The organism is Paenibacillus sp. SYP-B3998, assembly GCF_010820665.1.
Taxonomy (GTDB): domain Bacteria; phylum Bacillota; class Bacilli; order Paenibacillales; family NBRC-103111; genus Paenibacillus_E.
Map to the genome: position 1 here is coordinate 123,823 of NZ_JAAIKC010000005.1, position 17,648 is coordinate 141,470.

The 17,648-nt window shown below is 42.6% G+C and carries 12 protein-coding genes; 8 read left to right on the plus strand and 4 right to left on the minus strand.

Translation table 11 applies throughout. The features are described from left to right. Positions 1–94 precede the first annotated feature (94 nt). Positions 95–1,525 carry a DNA sulfur modification protein DndB gene (locus GK047_RS15275; RefSeq protein WP_163948214.1) on the minus strand — a complete coding sequence of 477 codons (1,431 nt, stop codon included), beginning with the start codon at positions 1,523–1,525 and terminating at the stop codon, positions 95–97. Positions 1,526–2,296: 771 nt separating this feature from the next. Between GK047_RS15275 and GK047_RS15280 the strand changes: the two genes are divergently transcribed. From GK047_RS15280 to GK047_RS15300, 5 genes are all read left to right on the plus strand, one after another. Further along, positions 2,297–3,079, plus strand: a complete 783-nt coding sequence (locus GK047_RS15280; protein WP_205516805.1) for a DeoR/GlpR family DNA-binding transcription regulator — start codon at positions 2,297–2,299, stop codon at positions 3,077–3,079. Between the two features lie 2 nt (positions 3,080–3,081). Beyond that, positions 3,082–4,227 (plus strand): N-acetylglucosamine-6-phosphate deacetylase, encoded by a 1,146-nt coding sequence (gene nagA, locus GK047_RS15285; RefSeq protein WP_163948217.1) that lies wholly within the window; start codon positions 3,082–3,084, stop codon positions 4,225–4,227. 13 nt (positions 4,228–4,240) lie between these two features. Then, complete coding sequence (locus tag GK047_RS15290; protein WP_163948220.1) at positions 4,241–5,188, plus strand: helix-turn-helix transcriptional regulator; 948 nt, start codon at positions 4,241–4,243, stop codon at positions 5,186–5,188. A 63-nt stretch (positions 5,189–5,251) separates the two neighbouring features. Further along, positions 5,252–5,794: a DinB family protein gene (locus tag GK047_RS15295; protein WP_163948223.1), complete on the plus strand. Its 543-nt coding sequence runs from the start codon at positions 5,252–5,254 to the stop codon at positions 5,792–5,794. A 160-nt stretch (positions 5,795–5,954) separates the two neighbouring features. Beyond that, complete coding sequence (locus tag GK047_RS15300; protein ID WP_163948226.1) at positions 5,955–7,922, plus strand: methyl-accepting chemotaxis protein; 1,968 nt, start codon at positions 5,955–5,957, stop codon at positions 7,920–7,922. Between the two features lie 72 nt (positions 7,923–7,994). Here GK047_RS15300 and GK047_RS15305 read toward each other — a convergent pair whose 3' ends face one another. Further along, positions 7,995–8,306 (minus strand): hypothetical protein, encoded by a 312-nt coding sequence (locus tag GK047_RS15305; RefSeq protein ID WP_163948229.1) that lies wholly within the window; start codon positions 8,304–8,306, stop codon positions 7,995–7,997. A 281-nt stretch (positions 8,307–8,587) separates the two neighbouring features. Then, positions 8,588–9,607, minus strand: a complete 1,020-nt coding sequence (locus GK047_RS15310) for a phosphodiester glycosidase family protein (protein ID WP_163948231.1) — start codon at positions 9,605–9,607, stop codon at positions 8,588–8,590. 232 nt (positions 9,608–9,839) lie between these two features. Here GK047_RS15310 and GK047_RS15315 point away from each other — a divergent pair, with 232 nt between their 5' ends. Continuing rightward, positions 9,840–10,421 carry a stalk domain-containing protein gene (locus GK047_RS15315; RefSeq protein WP_163948234.1) on the plus strand — a complete coding sequence of 194 codons (582 nt, stop codon included), beginning with the start codon at positions 9,840–9,842 and terminating at the stop codon, positions 10,419–10,421. A 213-nt stretch (positions 10,422–10,634) separates the two neighbouring features. Here the strand turns inward: GK047_RS15315 and GK047_RS15320 are convergent, their stop codons facing one another. After that, complete coding sequence (locus GK047_RS15320) at positions 10,635–13,910, minus strand: S-layer homology domain-containing protein (protein WP_163948237.1); 3,276 nt, start codon at positions 13,908–13,910, stop codon at positions 10,635–10,637. Between the two features lie 311 nt (positions 13,911–14,221). Between GK047_RS15320 and GK047_RS15325 the strand changes: the two genes are divergently transcribed. Both GK047_RS15325 and GK047_RS15330 read left to right on the plus strand, forming a co-directional pair. Beyond that, positions 14,222–16,060, plus strand: coding sequence for a sensor histidine kinase (locus GK047_RS15325; RefSeq protein WP_163948239.1), 1,839 nt, complete (start codon positions 14,222–14,224; stop codon positions 16,058–16,060). After that, positions 16,032–17,588, plus strand: a complete 1,557-nt coding sequence (locus GK047_RS15330) for a response regulator transcription factor (RefSeq protein WP_163948242.1) — start codon at positions 16,032–16,034, stop codon at positions 17,586–17,588. Before GK047_RS15325 ends, GK047_RS15330 begins: the two co-directional genes overlap by 29 nt. Positions 17,589–17,648 lie beyond the last annotated feature (60 nt).

Consider the following 17,648-nt stretch of genomic DNA (forward strand, 5'->3'; position numbering starts at 1 on the left):
TTTTCGAATTCACGAAACCAACCACTAAGTTATTCTGATATACTGACCCATGTTTGCCCAGTGTGATTGCCGGACACGAAGCCTCTACTTGGCTTTAATCCTTTCGTTTAGGTAAACCTAACGTCCAACGAATCATATCCCCAATTATCGGAAAGATATCGTTATGCTTAGCACCAAACCTCATCCATCCTGTAGAACCTTCAAAATTCCCCACATCTCTATTTCCTTTGGATTCATTAGGCAAATAATCTTTTAGTCCTTCAAGTTCGGCTTCTATTATTTCTTCTTCGTTTAGTTGATAATATCTCCATAACTTATTTTCATGGCCAAAATCAATTTCAGTAATACCATCCAGAAGTTTGTCCAATAATTCTTCCTTAGTTTGCCGCCCGAATGCAAAATCATAGGTTAGTTTTGCAAGAGCCTTAAGAACAACGGGCTGTGCTGCAACGGTTTTGTGCTTTGCACCTACCTCTCCAAAATCGGGTATCTGGGTGACTGCTTCCCAAAAACGTTTTGCAACTGTAAGCTTCGGTTGAACAATAACAGGGGTTGCAGTATTAATATTGGACCTATTAAGAATTAAATGGGCATTAATCGCAACTAAGTCTTTGCGAGTAAAACTGCCGTCATCGTTTACCCAATCTACTTTATCCCCAGAAGCAAGTTTAATGAGTTCAGTTTCAAGCAATTCATCTTTAATAAAGGCGTTTACTGGATTGGAGCTGTCAAACTCAAGCGCGAGACTCTTCTCCATTTTTTTTGATAAATTATTCAAGTCATGAAAAAGTTGTCTTTCCTCGGGGATATCAAGACCCAGGTGAATTTCAACATTTACGGTACATTCACTTCTAGTTACTTGATAACATTCTATCCATACATTTAATTCATCTTGGGGAATGCTCCTATCATTCCTACCGTAGGGAAATAAGGAACTCTTCTGGGCTGGATATCTCTGTTGCATCCTAATATCTTCTAAAAAATCTATCACTATTTGCATTGCCTTTCTTCGATGCTGCCCATCTACTACCCATAAAATATCCTTTTGTCCAAGCCAGATCCTAACACCGATGCCTTCATTGTTAGTTGTAGTAAGTGGTTTGCCTCGAAGTTCTGCACCATTCCGGCCAGCTGTCCTTAAGTTAGCAACAATAGGTTGCAAGGCAAGGTATGGTTGTTTTCCAATCATTTCTTGCATTCTAAGCTTTGTATTCATCAAATGACCTTCTTCTTTATGTAGCAGAATCGTTGTGGACAACAATCCTTTAAGGATATACCGTGCCAGATCATTTGCATGTTTAATGTCTAACTTACGCTGAGATACAGGTCTTCCGTTTTCCGATCTTTCATTTGCAACATCTGACATTCGATAGAATTCATACATTGGCAGTTTTGCGAGCAAAGTACTATTACCCATGTTGTTACATAGGAATGCTTTAATTTGAGTTTCAGAAGTATCACCTCGCTGGATCAACTGATCTAACGATTTCACTTCTTCGCTGTTTTCTGTATTAGCTACAAACATAGTAATCCCCCTCTAAATTGGTAGTAGTTTCCTGCCTATGAATCTATTATACATAATATTATTCCTGTGTAAACAGCCAGGTTGATTTATTTGATGAATATAATATACCTGGATTTATATGAATAATGGTTTTATAATACCTGGAGTTATATAAAATATACCTGGGTTTAAATTTTGTTTTCTTTTTCTTTTTCTTTTTTTTGATAAAACGGTGCTTAAGTGCGCTAGATTTTTCGATTTAAACACATCCATAGGTCCCTAGCCAAACTAGGAGCTACTTAGAGAAAAACTGTATTTAATTTTATTTTCAAAAACACTGTAACTAAATGCAGTTACAATTTCCGTGGTTGGGATTCCTTTCGTAATCGATCTCGATAAGAGAAATACCTGACAAGTATCTCCACGCTATATTTTCGTTAACATGTTCTTAAGAAAATCGAAGAACGGATCTTTCGCTCTTAATACGAACAAAGACGGTTTTTCCATTATTTCGAGGAAGGAAGAGGCTATTGCAGCGAAATTCGTGATGTTTCCACTCTGCTAAAACATAAATAGTCCCACTTAAATAATTGCGTACTTAGAGGTGAAAGTTCCACTATGGAGGTGGTCATTTCTACAAGCATTCATGTTCCTAAAAGCATACGTTCTGTCGTATGCTTTTTTATCACATTTTAAAAAACACCAAGTACTTTTAAATACTTAAATATAAATTAAAAAAATTTTAAAATGCTTATAAAGAAGTGTATAATTACTTACAAAGAGGTGATCATCATGTATCAAGAGGAACGATTACTCAAAATACTCGGCTATTTAAACGAACACCACGCGATGAGTGTCTTGGATATTTGCGCTCAACTGGAAGTATCCAGAGATACGGCCCGCAGGGATATTGTTCGATTAGTGCAAGAAGGGGTCGTTATTCGAACGCATGGAGGCGTAGCATTGCCTCAATTGCAGAAGGAAATAGCTTCCTATCAGGAACGTTTAATTGATGAGACGGATAGCAAAAGAAAAATTGGAAAGCTAGCAGCAATGCTGATTCAAGACCATGAGACGGTTATATTAGACGTGTCGACTACGGTGCAGGCTGTTGCTGAGCGAATTTCCGCCAAACAGATTACCGCTGTCACTCACTCGATTGATATAGTAGGTATTCTCTCGGGTCGGGAAGATCTGCAAGTCTATGTACTCGGCGGCTATTTACACGCGAAGAATCGCTTGCTGTACGGTCCCTCCGTTATTGACAAGCTCAGAGAATTGAGAGCTGATAAAGCATTTATTGGGGCCACGGCGATTCAAGCAGATGGGCTGTATTTTCCCTATGAAGACGATGCTCATGTCAAAAAAGAGATAGCCCGTAGATCTGACCAAGTCATTGTCGTAGCTGATTTTACGAAATTTATGAGCAGGTCGGTTTATCGTTTAGATTTTGATTTTGTAGATATTTTGATTACCGATCAAGAAGTGCCTAGCGAAATAAGAGAGGTGCTTGATCAGAAAAATATCGCGATTGTTCAATGCGAGCAGAATAAGCAGTTAGAGGGGGAGAATTAGACATGAGTCTTCAAATTTTGCGGGACGTTCAAGTCGTACAACTAGACATCGGGGTTCAATCTGCCGTGGTGTGGATAAGGGACGGGATTATTGAGCGGATAGAAAGCGGGCCCTATTCTCTTCCAGAAGAGGCTTATGAGCTTATCGAGGGAAAAGGCCAACTCTTGATACCGGGCATGATCGATGTGCACATCCATGGCGCCAACGGGTTCGATATGATGGACGGCAGCGAGGCGAGTATTCAGGAGGTTTCACGGGCCTGCGCTGCAACGGGATGCACCTCATTCCTGGTTACCTCTGTAAGCTCCACAATGGAGGATTTATTAGCCATGATTCGTAGTGTTAAACGTGTGGTTGGGCATGAAGTTGGGGCCAGAATTGTGGGCCTTCATCTAGAAGGGCCTTATCTAAATCCGAAGCGTAAAGGGATGCAAAATGAAAAGTTTCTACGACATCCCAATTTTGAGGAAATGAAGGCCATTTTCGAAGAAGCAGACGGACTGATTAAGATGGTTACAATAGCCCCTGAATTACCTGGGGGGATGGAGCTAATTTCCTTTTTGAAGGAAAAGGGAGTGATCATAGCCGTCGCTCATTCTGATGCTACGTACGAGGAGGCGAAGCAAGCCTTTGAAGCTGGGGCAAGCCACGTCACGCATTGTTTCAATGGTATGCGCCCGATCCACCATCGCGATCCAGGCCTTGTAGTGGCAGCCTTCGAAGAAGAGCATGTGAGCCTGCAGGCGATTGTAGATGGCATTCATCTGCATCCCGCAATTATTCGGATGATGCATCGCTTAAAGGGGCCGGAGGGCATGGTACTTATCACAGATGCTTTACAAGCTATGGGCTTAGGGGATGGAAGCTACGTATTCGGCGGCCATCATGTTACGGTAGCTGAAGGCGTTGCGCGGCTAGAGGATGGTACCCTAGCGTCCAGCACAGTTAAGATGAATGAAGCTTTACGCCTAACAATTGAAACTGGAATTTCCTTGAATGACGCCGTTCAGATGGCTTCAGCGACACCTGCGCGATTGCTAGAACTTGATACTACAGGTAGAATATCAACGGGCTTTGATGCCGATCTTGTCTTATTAAATGACCAATTTCAAGTGCAATGGACGATGATTAAGGGTCGAATGATCTGAAAGGAAGCGGCACATGAACAAAACAGACCGCTTGTTAGCCATCGTGCTAGAGCTGCAGCGAAAGACGGTGCTGCGTGCCGAGGATTTGGCTGTTACGTTTGAGACGAGTGTTCGGACGATTTATCGGGATATGCAAGCGTTATGTGAAGCAGGGGTGCCGATTATAGGAGCGCCTGGACAAGGCTATTCGTTAATCGAGGGTTATTTTCTGCCGCCTGTTAGCTTCACAGCGGAAGAGGCAGTAACGCTGCTTATCGGTGCGGATTTTGTTGAACAAAGGTTCGATGCCAGTTATGGGGCCCAAGCCCAAGCTTCTAGGAGGAAAATAGAAGCAATCTTACCAGAGAGCGTGCGCAATGAGGCAGCGCGAGTCCGATCGACGATTAAACTGCTCGCTGTGAAAGAAGGGGAGAGCAGAGGACGTGAGGCAGAAGGATTTGAAATGCTTCGTTATGCTATTTTGGAAGAGCAAAAAGTCGCTTTCGAATATTCGAAACGTCTGCCCGAAGCAGATGGCAATCGCCAAAGTGTTCGGGTTGTCGCTCCCTATGGACTCGTCCTTATGCGTGGTTCATGGGTTTTAATTGCTCACTGCGAGCTGCGTCAAGGGCTGCGCCATTTTCGCTTATCTCGGATGAGCGGGCTTCAGGTTCTCGAAGATAAGTTTCAGCGGCCGTCTGATTTTAACCTTCGAGACTATGAACCGCCGGATGACCGCAACGTCTACGTGCGTATACTAGTAAATACCAGCATTCTTGATAAAGTAAAGGAGCTTGGGAGCTATTATATGGAATGCATGGAGGACCACGCGAATGGTTCGCTAATGACTTTGCGTGTACGTTATCCAGAAGAATTGCTCCATTGGATGCTGGGTTGGGGAGCGGATGTTGTTGTCTTAGAGCCTGAATCACTTCGACTTCGAGTGCGTGAAGAAGCGATAGCTATGTTAAAGCACTACTGACATACAGCTGTCAGTAGTGCTTCTGTATACTAAGCTTATACAAGTCGAAAGGGGCAATAAAAGATGAACACAACGGAATCTCTACAGCGGTTAGAGGAAACAACGAACCAATATCTCGAGGAACTGAATGGGTTGACCTTCGAGCAGTTAAGACGTCAGCCGAGCGAGAATGAATGGTCGCTCGGGCAGATGTATCTTCATCTTATCCATACCGCACAGCGTATGCAGATTGGTAGCATCGAGAAATGCAGAAGCCAGGCTGAGGAAAGTGCTGTAGCAGAAGGCGAGAAAACGGAAATAGGAGCAAAGATTTTTAGCCATGGAAGTTTTCCGGCAGAACGCATTCAAGTCCCTGCCTCGCCTTACTATACACCGGAGCAGCCGCTCAGTAAGGAGCAGATTGCCGATGGACTGCATGCAGTACTCCAAAAAATGAAAGAGATCGAGCCTACACTTGATGCGATACCTTCTGCGTATACAGCTTTACATCCCAGATTTGGAGGGCTCCATGCAAAAGAATGGTTTACGCTTGTAGAGATGCATTACCGCCATCATCTGCATCAATTGGAGCGTTTGAAACAATTTCTAGGCCGTGCCGAAGGCTAAATGAGGGATTAAAACAAAGGGAAACACACATGTAGAGGCCATCCTTTTCGAGGGATGGTCTTTTTTACAATAAACATTCAACTTTTTGGTGAAGTATGCCGATGAACCGTATAGCGGATTGCAATGTCCTAAATTTATACAATCTACATCAGGAGGAAATATGAAAAGTATTAAAACGAAGTTTATTACGTTTATTTCTGTATTACTTGCCGTAACGCTGTTGTCTCTAGGGGTGCTTAATTTCTTTGCGACGTCGAAACTCTTACAAGCGGAAACAGACAAAGAAGTCGCACTACGCTCCGAGGTTATTGTTCAGGAAATCGAGAAGTTTCTAATAGGAAGAGTTAGTATTATGGAAACCTTCGCGAAGCAGTCAGCGGCCTTATACGGCGATGATAAGAAAGAGCTTGAGTTTATTAAAGCAGCGGTAGCCAGTACACCTGAGCTTAAATCGATGGTATATTCTCCAGATGTTACCGGGAAAAAAGCGGTTTCGCATGAAGGCAAATCGGTAGACCTCTCTACACGCCCTTATATCAAAGACCTGGCCGAAGGGAAAACGGCAATTTCTAATCCACTTATTGATAAATTAGATGGGAAATTGGCGATTATAATTGGCGCACCCGTTATGATAAAAGGTAAACCAGGTGCTTTTCTAGTGTCTTCTGTCTCTATTGATGATCTAATGAATGTAGTTGCTAAGGAAAAAATCGGCGATACCGGCTATGCCTTCATGTTTGATGCAAGTGGCATCACGGTGACACATCCATTCAAAGATAATATTATGAGTAAGAATGTGAAAGATTATGGCATCCCAGCCATCGAGCAAGCGTTTGAAAATGCGCTCAAAGGCGGAAAGGGAAAGATCGATTACACATTTGAAGGCATACATAGTATTGGTTACTATACCAAAACCTCCAATAATTGGATCGTCATGCTGAGCGTGCCGTCGAAAGAGTTAAGCGAAGGTGTGCGGGAATTGGGCAAAAATACAATGATCTTAACCGCGTTTTTCATTATTTTGGGCATTTTATTAGCTTATTTTGTTGCGCAGAGACTGGTTCGTCCCATTCAAAGGTTGAATCAAGCCATTCAAATTGTTTCTTCCGGTAATCTTCTTCATCGCATTGAACTGAAGGGGAAAGACGAAATTGTTCAAGCCGGGACTAGTTTTAACCAAATGGTTGATGCTTTTCGCAAAGCATTGACAGAAGTGAACCTCTCTTCTGCCCAGTTGGCGATAGCTTCTGATGACTTAACGACGAGCGCTAAGCAAACCTCCTTGGCAACTGAACATATTGCCTCATCGATGGAACAAATGATGTCGGGAACAGAACAGCAAGTTACATCTGTTGAGCATAGTCGCCAAGCAGTTGCTGAGATGTCTGGGCATGTCCAGGTAATTACGGATTTAGCAGAGGGAGTTGCCTCCGAAGTAAGGAAGACTTATGGAGTTTCTGCTGACGGTGAAAAGGTCATTCATTCCGCAATCGAACAGATGGGATCCATTGCTACCACGGTACAAACATTGTCTGAGGAAGTACATCAATTAGGGGCGTACTCGAAAGAAATCGGACAAATCGTCCAGGTGATAACCAGTATCGCTCAACAAACCAATTTACTTGCTTTAAACGCGGGGATAGAGGCTGCAAGAGCAGGGGAAAGCGGTAAGGGATTCGCTGTAGTCGCCAATGAAGTAAGGAGTCTTGCTGAGCAGTCTGGTGCATCCGCACAGCGAATAACTCATTTAGTGGCAACGATTCAAGCCGGTGCTGGAGCAGCTGAAACGACGATGAAACTGGCTACGAATGAAGTTACAGCAGGTATTGAGGTCGTGGATTCTGCTGGGGCTTTATTCGAGAGCATCAAACTGGGGATTGGCCATGTGGTCGATCAAATTCAGCAAGTAACGGGAGCTACGCAGGAAGTTGTGCATGGAAATGAGATCATGGTGGGCTCGATTACAACGATTTCGAGCGCGGCGGAGGTAAACATGGCTAGTACGCAAAGCATATCTGCTTCTGCGGAGGAGCAGTTAGCTTCCATGGAGGAAATCGCTGCTTCTGCAGAAACTTTGTCCAACATGGCAGATGAATTAAAACAGTTGATTACTAAATTTAAAATATAATTGATATAGGTGGAATTAGAATACCATATTAATATTCCTTGACGTAATGCTAAAAAAGTAAAGAGGCGCTATTTATAGCAGCCAAGACTTTGTTTGCTTGAACAATACTTTTAAATTTGAAACGGGCATTGAAAAGTAAAGATACTGATTAAATGCTTGGTCTACTTTATCTAAATAAAAAAAGTGAAGATGAGAATATCCTTCATATTCGTTTTTAGTTACTAACGCCAATGAATTATAATCCTCTGTTTCATAGGACTTATATTGAATTTGTGTATCATTTGATTCAGAACAGATAATACCATCAATATGCTCAACTAGACGTATTGGTTTAATTTTTTCTAAAACTTCAGTTCTGAATGAAAGCTTCGATACACACTTCATTATATCTTCCTCCTTGAATGTAAGCCTGAGAATACAATTATACAGAACATTTGTTCGTATTTCAATGCGAACTTGGATATTTTATTCCATATTCATTAAGCATTGAAAGAATGTAGATAGTTTCAAAAACCTACAGAGCAAGTTATTTTGAGACATTCGATTTATGAACCCTATCTTTAATTGATTAAGAAGGGACTGATTAAGTCGATCTTTCTAAAGGATACTATGTATAAAAAAGCCAGTAGGAATAACTACTCCACTGGCTCTTCGAAGATTATGTGTTATTGAAATTGAACAGTTACTCTCGCGTAAGTGGGCTGTCCATTATTGAAATTTCGGACTTTTAAGTAGTAAGGTCGTCCCCAATTTAGGTAGAAACCTGTAATTAGAGAGTATCGATTACCAGCTCTATCATCATCTTCAGTAACTTTATTTGTTAGAGCTGAATCAGTATAAAGCTCAATAAAAGTATCGCACGATTGGTTATATAGCTCTGTTCTTATAGTAGCGTAACCAGCTCCATCAATTTTAAAAACCTTTGACGCTTCACCATTCACATAGCCAGGTGAGTATGGAGTTAGCGGCGTTGCCGGAGTAGAACCATCAATATCGACGTTATAAACAACTTCAATCATTGCAGCAATTGGACGAGTATGACCAGTAATACCATCAGGCTGTCCAGGCACGTTCATTTGAGAAGCAGTTGCGCCATCAAGGAAAATACCATCTATAATACCGGAGTCAACGCCTTTGCAAGCTGTTCTAAAGTCTGCAAGATATACTTCATCCATGCTACGTACTAAGAAGATGTACTTACTATCACTATATAGTAATGCGGAACGATACCATTGTCCGTCGCCATTATAAGGAACTCCCTCTTGTCTAGCAATATTTAACCACTGGGAATCATTTTTTAGGCTCATGCTGATGCCACCTTGTGCCCAATATTGATCATTAGCAGCCAACCAAAGGTTACTTCGATCACCTACAGTTACGGATCGAAGAACATAATCTTGTGTAGTCTTATCCCATGCAAAGGTCCCTCTTGATGTGTCTTGCTTTCCGCCACTGCCATAATAGTCGATAGCTTCACCGCGAACAGGTGTCCCATTGTTAACAGCGATTGAATAAACATCTGGATGAGAAGTGCCATCCTGAAAAAATCCCCCATTAATTCCGATTTTACCTGATCCCGGAACCGTTTGCCCGCCTAGGTAAGTTAGCTGGATATTATTTGGGGAAGTCTTAATTACAGCTAGACGCACTCCATTAACTGTTGTTGTGAAAAAATTATAGTACATTTTGTTTCCTCCTATTAATGTATTAGATTGGGGTAAAAAAATGAAGGGATATTCAGATTGAAGGGGTATCCCTCCCTAATCTCAATCTGATTCGAATTTCCTTGCCCGTATTCACACAATAACATATAGCGTAACGTTACGCAATATAATATTATATAAATCACCGCAACATTTTAATTATTTCTTGCGTATACAATTTAAAGAAGATTATTTACTCAAAGGGAGAGAATCTATGAAAAAGTTTATCCTTGGCTTAACGATTGGTATCACACTAACAGCTTCAACTGCTGTATTTGCATCCAATACAATACAAGCTTATTTATTCCCAACTTCCTTTTACATTAATAATCATCCTGTAAAATTGGATAATGATTATGAAGTTCTTAACTACAACGGCCATGCCTATGTTCCTATTCGTTTTGTTGCTGAAAAACTAGGAGGTTACGTGGATTATAGGCAAGAGCAAGAACTGAATAGAATTCACATTAATTACTTCGCAGCTAATAAAGAATTCTTGACAGATAAAACGTATCCTGAGATTCATGTTGGGATTGTAGATATGGGACATAGTTATGGCTATACAGCAATTCAAGGACTTGTATCTATAGATAGTGACATTGGATCTGCCAATAAACATGACTTACAATTTAATTTAAATTTTTATGATGAAAAGAATAAATTACTAGGCACATTTTTATGGGATTCAAAAGAAAAACCCCTTGATAATAAAGAAATTAGATATTTTACAGATGGGTTTTTAGGAGATGGAACGAAATATTCTAAAGTTGAATTGAAAGTAAATAGTTTTAAGTAAAAAACAAGGCAACAAATTGAATACAGGGAAATTTGGGAATGGTTGCTCGACACTTCCATTTTACCAAGGTTTGGTTTCTTTTTGTTTGTAGGAATTATGGAAAAGAGCTGCCCCTTAAGGTCTATTTGACCTTTTGAGGCAGCCTCTTTTTTCATTTAGAAAAGTACGGATATCATGGCGGGAAATCATTCATCTGTCTTTTTGGTTTGATATTTATTTTTTCACAGGAATTTTATGAAATATTTGTTCGAGTAGTACAGCTACTTCGGCTCTTGACGCATGATCGGTTGGGTTCAGTTGGCTGCCATTTCCATTAACGATTCCCTCAGTAACCAAGGATAGTATGGCTTCCTTGGCATAATCAGGTACCATTTTGGAATCTGCAAAACGATTCAAAGTAGTGGCATCCCCAGATTGAAGTTTAATTCCATACTTCGTCATCGCTTTATGCAGGATAACCATAAGATCTTGTCTTGTAATAGGGGCTTCCGGATCAAAGGTATTATTTTCAAATCCTTCAATGACTCCTTGGCTTTTCAGGCTTCCGATTGCTTCGTAGTAATAACTGTTTTGCGGAACATCAGAGAAGTTGACGGTCGTATCCGATTTCAACGCAAACATTTTCATAAGTAAAAGTGCAACGTCGCCGCGCTTAATAGCTGCGCTAGGTGTAAATGTACGGTCGGAAGTTCCAAGGATAATTCCTTTGGAGCTTAGGAAACCAATCGCATTTTGTGCCCATTTGTGATCTTGTAGATCATCAAAGATGAGGGCAGGCTGACCGCCCGTGCTACCGCCCGTGCTACCGCCCGTGCTACCGCCCGTGCTGCCGCCAGTGTTACCGCCCGTGCTACCGCCCGTGCTACCGCCCGTGCTACCGCCCGTGCTACCGCCCGTGCTACCACCAGTGTTACCGCCCGTGCTACCGCCCGTGCTACCGCCCGTGCTACCGCCCGTACTACCGCCCGTACTACCGCCCGTACTACCGCCCGTGCTACCGCCCGTGCTACCGCCAGTGTTACCACCCGTGCCGCCGTCCGTGCTTGCTTTTTTGATGGTCACTTGCAGATGTTTTTCGTCCGCTGCGAGCCCTTCAAAGACCAGCGTGGTTCCATCTGTTTTAATGGAGTAAGTACTAGAAATTTCATAATCTTGGGAAAGACGATCACTTACTTTTTGAGTAACGACCGTAGCATCATCTGTCGCTGCAACAGGTACGCTGATCTGCTTATTTATTAATCCGTCGGAGACTTGTACAACAAGATTACCAGCAGCAGTTGCTCCACTCTCTACTTTGATGGAGAAACGGGATTTTTCCCCAGCAACCCCTCTACTACCAACCTGCTTGGTTTGTAAGCCTTTTTGTATTTGTTGATTTTCATCTTTGAATGACCAGCTTAATCCTTCAACCGCCGAACCTTCGCCATTTTCCAAAACCTTAAGTTCTACCTTTTCAGTTCGTCCTCTACCTGGCATTTGTTTGATGATAATGCCTGATGGAGCTTTGGAAGCAGTAACTTCATAAAAGCGGCCTCTATCATGCTTGGACAAAGCTGCATTCAGCACCTTTGCAACCTCAGCAGTAACATCTTCTATCTTCCATCCGACATATAGCTTCATATTTAACGGGAGATAGCGACTATATTTATCAAAGGTCAGCACATCTTTATCTTCTATTTTCATATCCAACACCATGAGCGCTGTCCCAGGTCCATTAATAGGCTGACCATTGGCACCAGTAACCTCACCGGAAAGCGGTAGGAAATATTCGCTCAGTACCTCGGTCGTTTTGCGACCTGGTTTAACCACGACCGTATCCCCAAGCACGACGCCTACGTTATTCAATGGTTTTACTTGTGCGTCAACGAGCACTTTCACTTTTGCTTCTGTGGAGCTCACTTTGGTTCCAACAGGCAAGTCGACCAATGATCCAGTTACGACAAAAGTTTGTGCAGTAGGTTCATTTTTCTGATAGCCGATAGACTGCAAACTCCATTGCACGTTTGTATGGATGCTGCTTCCATCTGCCAACAACGCGGTTACTTGTTTAGGTAAATGAAGCGCTTCTGGCGTAGGCGTTGTTCCATTAACGATGCCTGTAATATCAGCTAGACTATCTACTGATTTAACATAACGCATAGCATTTATCGTGACAGTAGCCGTTGCTGTTTGATTGGATGCTGCAACTCCAGCAGGTAGTTGTCCAAGAGCACCCTTCACTTCAACAGTTTGTTGCTGTTCATTTTTAGGATCGTAGGATGTGTTTGTTGCATCCCAGATAACATCTACGTGTGCCTTTTTGTCGTTTCCAAGCGTTACTTCAACTTGTTGAGGAAGGTAGGAAGCAAGAGAGGGCTTATTAATACCGCTCGGCACTTGAGCTACCTGTACCTTTTCAATATTAGTGATTGGAATAGCTGCATTAATTTTGATTGTCGCTTTTGCTTTAACAGAAGTTGGATTGATTAATCCAGCCGGCACATTTTGTAGATCGCCCACAACCTCGATTGTTTGTGCTGCGGTATTGTTAGGATCGTAGTTTATGCTGGATAGATCCCATACAATAGGAACCTGAGCTGTTTTGCCATTACTTAGGGTAGCTTCAACTTGATCAGGTAAGCCTAATGCTTTGGTTGTTTTGGCCGTACCGCTGAGCACGCCTTCAATAGCAACAGAATTCATGCTTTGGATTGGAATAGCAGCGTTAAAGAATACTTTGGCTTTGGCGACAAAAGGCTCTTTTTTACCGTTAATTAAAATGCCGCTGTTAGCGATTCCGATAGGCAAACCATAGCGGTCTCCTAAGCTGCCTACAAACTCCACGTAATGCGCGCTTTTATCGTTCAAGTCATAATTGCTTTGACTCCATGAAACGTCGATCTTGGACGTGTTGTTAACGTCATTATCTAATGTTGTATCAATCTGACTGGGTAAGCCCAATGTATAGAAGCTTGCTCCGTTTTCTACATTTGTTATATCCGCGATTTCAGCAACACCTGTTATTTGTTTGGCCGCTTTGATCGTAATCTTAGCCGTTGCTTTCAAATTTTGATTGTTCGTGATGTCTTTCGGAAGGTTGGAAGAACTTGAGCTTTCTCTTAGGGTTCCCACTGCGATAAACGTTTGTGCTTCGGCATTAGAAGGTTCATAGATATCATTGTTCCATCGAACATATAACTCTCTTTCAGTCCCGTTAGTCAGTGTTACCTTGATATAGTTGGGTAAACCGAATTGGTAGGCAGGAGTTCGATTATCAAAAGTTAGATCTTCAAAGGTCGATACGGATTGGATATCATATGTGGCAGCAGTTACAGTCTGACTTCCCACTGATCCCGCATCATTAAGTGCAAATGTTTGACTATTGGAAAGATCTATTTGGGTAACAGGAACGAATTTACCTGCTGATGCCGACGTGGGTAAAACCAAAGACATCAAAACACTAGAGGATACCAAAACTTTGAAAATAACTTTATTCTTTTTTCGTTTCATATTTATGCTCCTTGCTTCGTGTAGGCTCCCCTGATAGGAAAATTGACTATTATGCTAAAAAGAAACAGACATGTAGCGTACATAACCAAAAAGATGATAATGATAATCAATATCACTTAGGGTGCAGGTAGTATTATTAACCATAGGACAGATAATGTCAATCCTAATTTTGACAATCCTAAATTTAATTAGAGCTTGCAAAGCACACCCATTTACACAAAACACACGTTACTCTTAACCTTCTGATGACGAGAAGAGACTATAATGTGTCATATAAAAAAGTCAGAAAGACGTAAGGGGAAAATGCTTAGATGCTGCGCAAAGAAAAGGTAAGAGGTGTGCTAAATGGCTGGAAAATGCTCCTTTTTGTTTTGTTTTCCTATACCGTTTTATTTTTGATTGCTTTTCAAGGCATGATCATCAGCAAACAATCTACGAACACGATTGAAAAACAATATAATCAAATTATTTTTGATAAGATGGATTCGCTTTCCGTCAATATTATTAATTATTTGAATTATATCGACGATTTTGCCCGAGGCTTATCGACCAAAACCGATCTAATGCTTAGAATTCAAGATCATCATGACGTGCCCAAAGAGGTCATCGAGGGTTATTTAAATTACTTCCGGTTACGTTTACCTTTGTACATTCAAATTCTAACCGATCAGAATCGCGTGTTTGCTTATCCGCCAATTGATCTAGAAGAAGAGGAGCGGTTCAAAGGGACGCTTGTTTCTTTTCCTTGGTACGGAACACGCTTTTTCCTCAATAACAGCTACATTCAATCCGACGTAGCCCCCGATTTCCATTACAGTGCTTTCCCGAAAGCCTTGTATATCAGCAAAAACATGCTCAAAGACGATCGCTCCCTTGGGACGCTTACCATCAAAATGAATGGCTCAGCAATCGAAACGCTGCTCGATGCCGTGCGGATCAACCCGATGAATGCCGTATTTATTTTGTCACCAGAAGGCAAGGTGCTGTTTGAGAATACGCAGTCTTCACCTGAGGTTTCGAACTATTTGAAATCACTAGATCGTAATCGTATGGACGAGCTAATAAAGAAAAACGGCGACGAAGCCGGATCAGGCCAAATGAAAATCGCGGGTCAAGATTGTTATTTTATTTATAAGCAAATTCCTTCTACAACATGGGAAGTACTCTCGATCATCCCGCTCAAGTCGCTGCATGCGGAGAGTATCAGTGTGTGGCAGACGACGGGTATCACCACAGCGTTCTCCGTGCTATTAATTGTTACGTTTGGTTATCTTTTATACACGAAGCTGCTGCTGCCTCTACAACGAATGTCCCGGATTATACGTGCAGTTGGAGAGGGTACAAATCCGGAAAAGTATGTTTATAAGGGGTTCAAGGAGCTGGAAACCTTGAATCAAGGCATCTACCAATTTTTCGAGCAAATTCAGATGCAAATTCAAACCATAAAGGCAGGAGAGAGTGCGAAGAGGAGACTGGAAGTGCATGTGCTGCAGGAACAAATGCGACCGCATTTTTGGCATAATTCGTTAAATGCCCTGCGATTTATGGCTATGCTGCATGGCAACTCAACCATGGCCGACGCCCTTCTGGCGCTCACTCGAATGCTCGATTACACGTTGAAAAATTCGCATACGCTGTTCAGCAAAGTGGAGGAAGAGAGGGATTATGCCCTCCAATATATCCGATTTCAGGAGATACGCTCGATGCAGCGGATGGATATCGAGATAGAGATCGATGCGCAGGCTCTGGAAGCCCAAATTCCGAAATTTACCCTCCAACCTTTACTTGAAAATGCGATTACCCATGGCTTCTGTACGCCATTCGATAGAAAGCCTGTCCTTAGTATGCTTATACGTGTGAAGGATGATTGGTTGAACATCTGTATCGCGGATAACGGCAATGGGATGGACTCCGATACGCTTCGGACGCTGATGCAGCCAGAGGAGCAAGTACCGTCCTCCTTGCAGAATTCCGGCATTAGTCTGTTGAATTTGCAGGAAAGAATTCGATTGGAATACGGCAGTGAGTATGGGGTTTCAGTGGATAGTCAGCTTGGAAAAGGCACTCAAATTGAGGTCAGGCTTCCTTTGATTACAAGTAAACAGAAAGAAGGTGGAAGTCATGAAGGTCATGAAGGTCATGATCGTTGAGGATGAAGTATTGGTTCGATTAGGCCTAAAAAAGGCAGTCCCATGGTCCACCCTTGGCATGGAGCTGGTATGTGAAGCTAGTGATGGAGCCGAGGCTTACGAAATGTTCGTCAGGCATCTCCCCGATATCGTGTTGGTCGATATTGAACTGCCCAAAATGGACGGCTTGCGGTTCATTCAATTCGCCAAGAAGCACAGGGAGGATGCCAAGTTTATTATTTTAACGTGTCAGCAGGATATCAAGTATGCGCGAAGCGCTATTCAATTGCAGGTGTCCGATTTTCTTCTGAAATCGACGTTGGATATTAAGGAGCTGTGCGATATTTTGCAAAATATCTCGGTTGAAATGCTCCTCAAACGACATCGCGAGGACGATTCGGGTTCACCCGAGCTAGACCGGGTTCAGCGGAAAAAGCGGTTTCTCCAAAGCTGGCTAGACGGCATTCTTCCTAAACCAGATGCAGAGCGCTCGGACGCGCAGCTCCAGGAATTTGCTTCGCTTTTGCAAGCAGCAAGTTACCAGGCATGGGTCATTCAACTCAATCAGGAGGATGAGTCGAAGATGGACGAGTCGCATGCGTTCAAGGAAATTGAACAGCAGGCCACACAGCGCTTTGGGAGCCGTTGTTTGGGCATCGTTCCTGATACGGAGAAGATCAGACTACACCTAGTCTTCGCAGGCGCTTCTTCTACAGCAGAAATCTTAAGCTGGCAAGAAAGCATGCAGATGAAGCTTGGCAGGCAGATGACTATCGCGGCCAGCTCCATTTTCGTTAACCCCTACGAGTGGCGATCAAACGATCTGCAAGCTGCCGAGCTGCTCCAGCTCCAATTTTACAAGCCCAACGGCAACCTTTTCAATGACAGTAGTTTAATCCGGGATACACTCACTGAGCCTGTTCAGAGAATAAAAAAAGACCTCTATGACCGTATCGGTGCCCTCCAATTCGCTGAGATCTCTGAGCTCGTTGGCGTACTTTGCGAGACCCTGCTGCAGCCGCCTTTTTTGCATCCCCATATGATCAAAAATATGTTTACAGAAATGCTGTTCCGTATCTGGTCAGCATGCGAGGAAATAGCCGATGCCTCAATCCTTACAAATCATCAATTCGTCGACCGAATTTATGCAGCTGTCCAGTTGGAGGACATCGTCGAGCTGCTGCTGGATGAAGTTCGTAACGCGGAGAAAGCAGTGGCAGCTTGTTACGCTCAGGACGATAAATCAAAGCTTATTTTGCTAATCAAGCAGTATATCAAGTCCAACTTGCATAGGGAAGTCTCCCTCCAGGAGATTGCGGATACGTTTCATATGAATAACTCCTACTTGAGTCGCATGTTTAAGGAAGTGACGGATTCCAGCTTCACCGAATATGTCCTCTATGAGAAGACAGAGGCTGCTATGGCCTTGATGAAGAGCGGCATGCCCCTCACCGAGATTTCTGATAAACTGGGCTACCAGAATTTAAGCTCCTTTACCCGCATGTTCAAAAAGGTACGGGGCATATCTCCGTCCCGGTACCAGGACTAACCTGATAAGCGAGCTGGCAAAAGATGATAAACAGGTAGGCTAATAACCGCATATATTTAC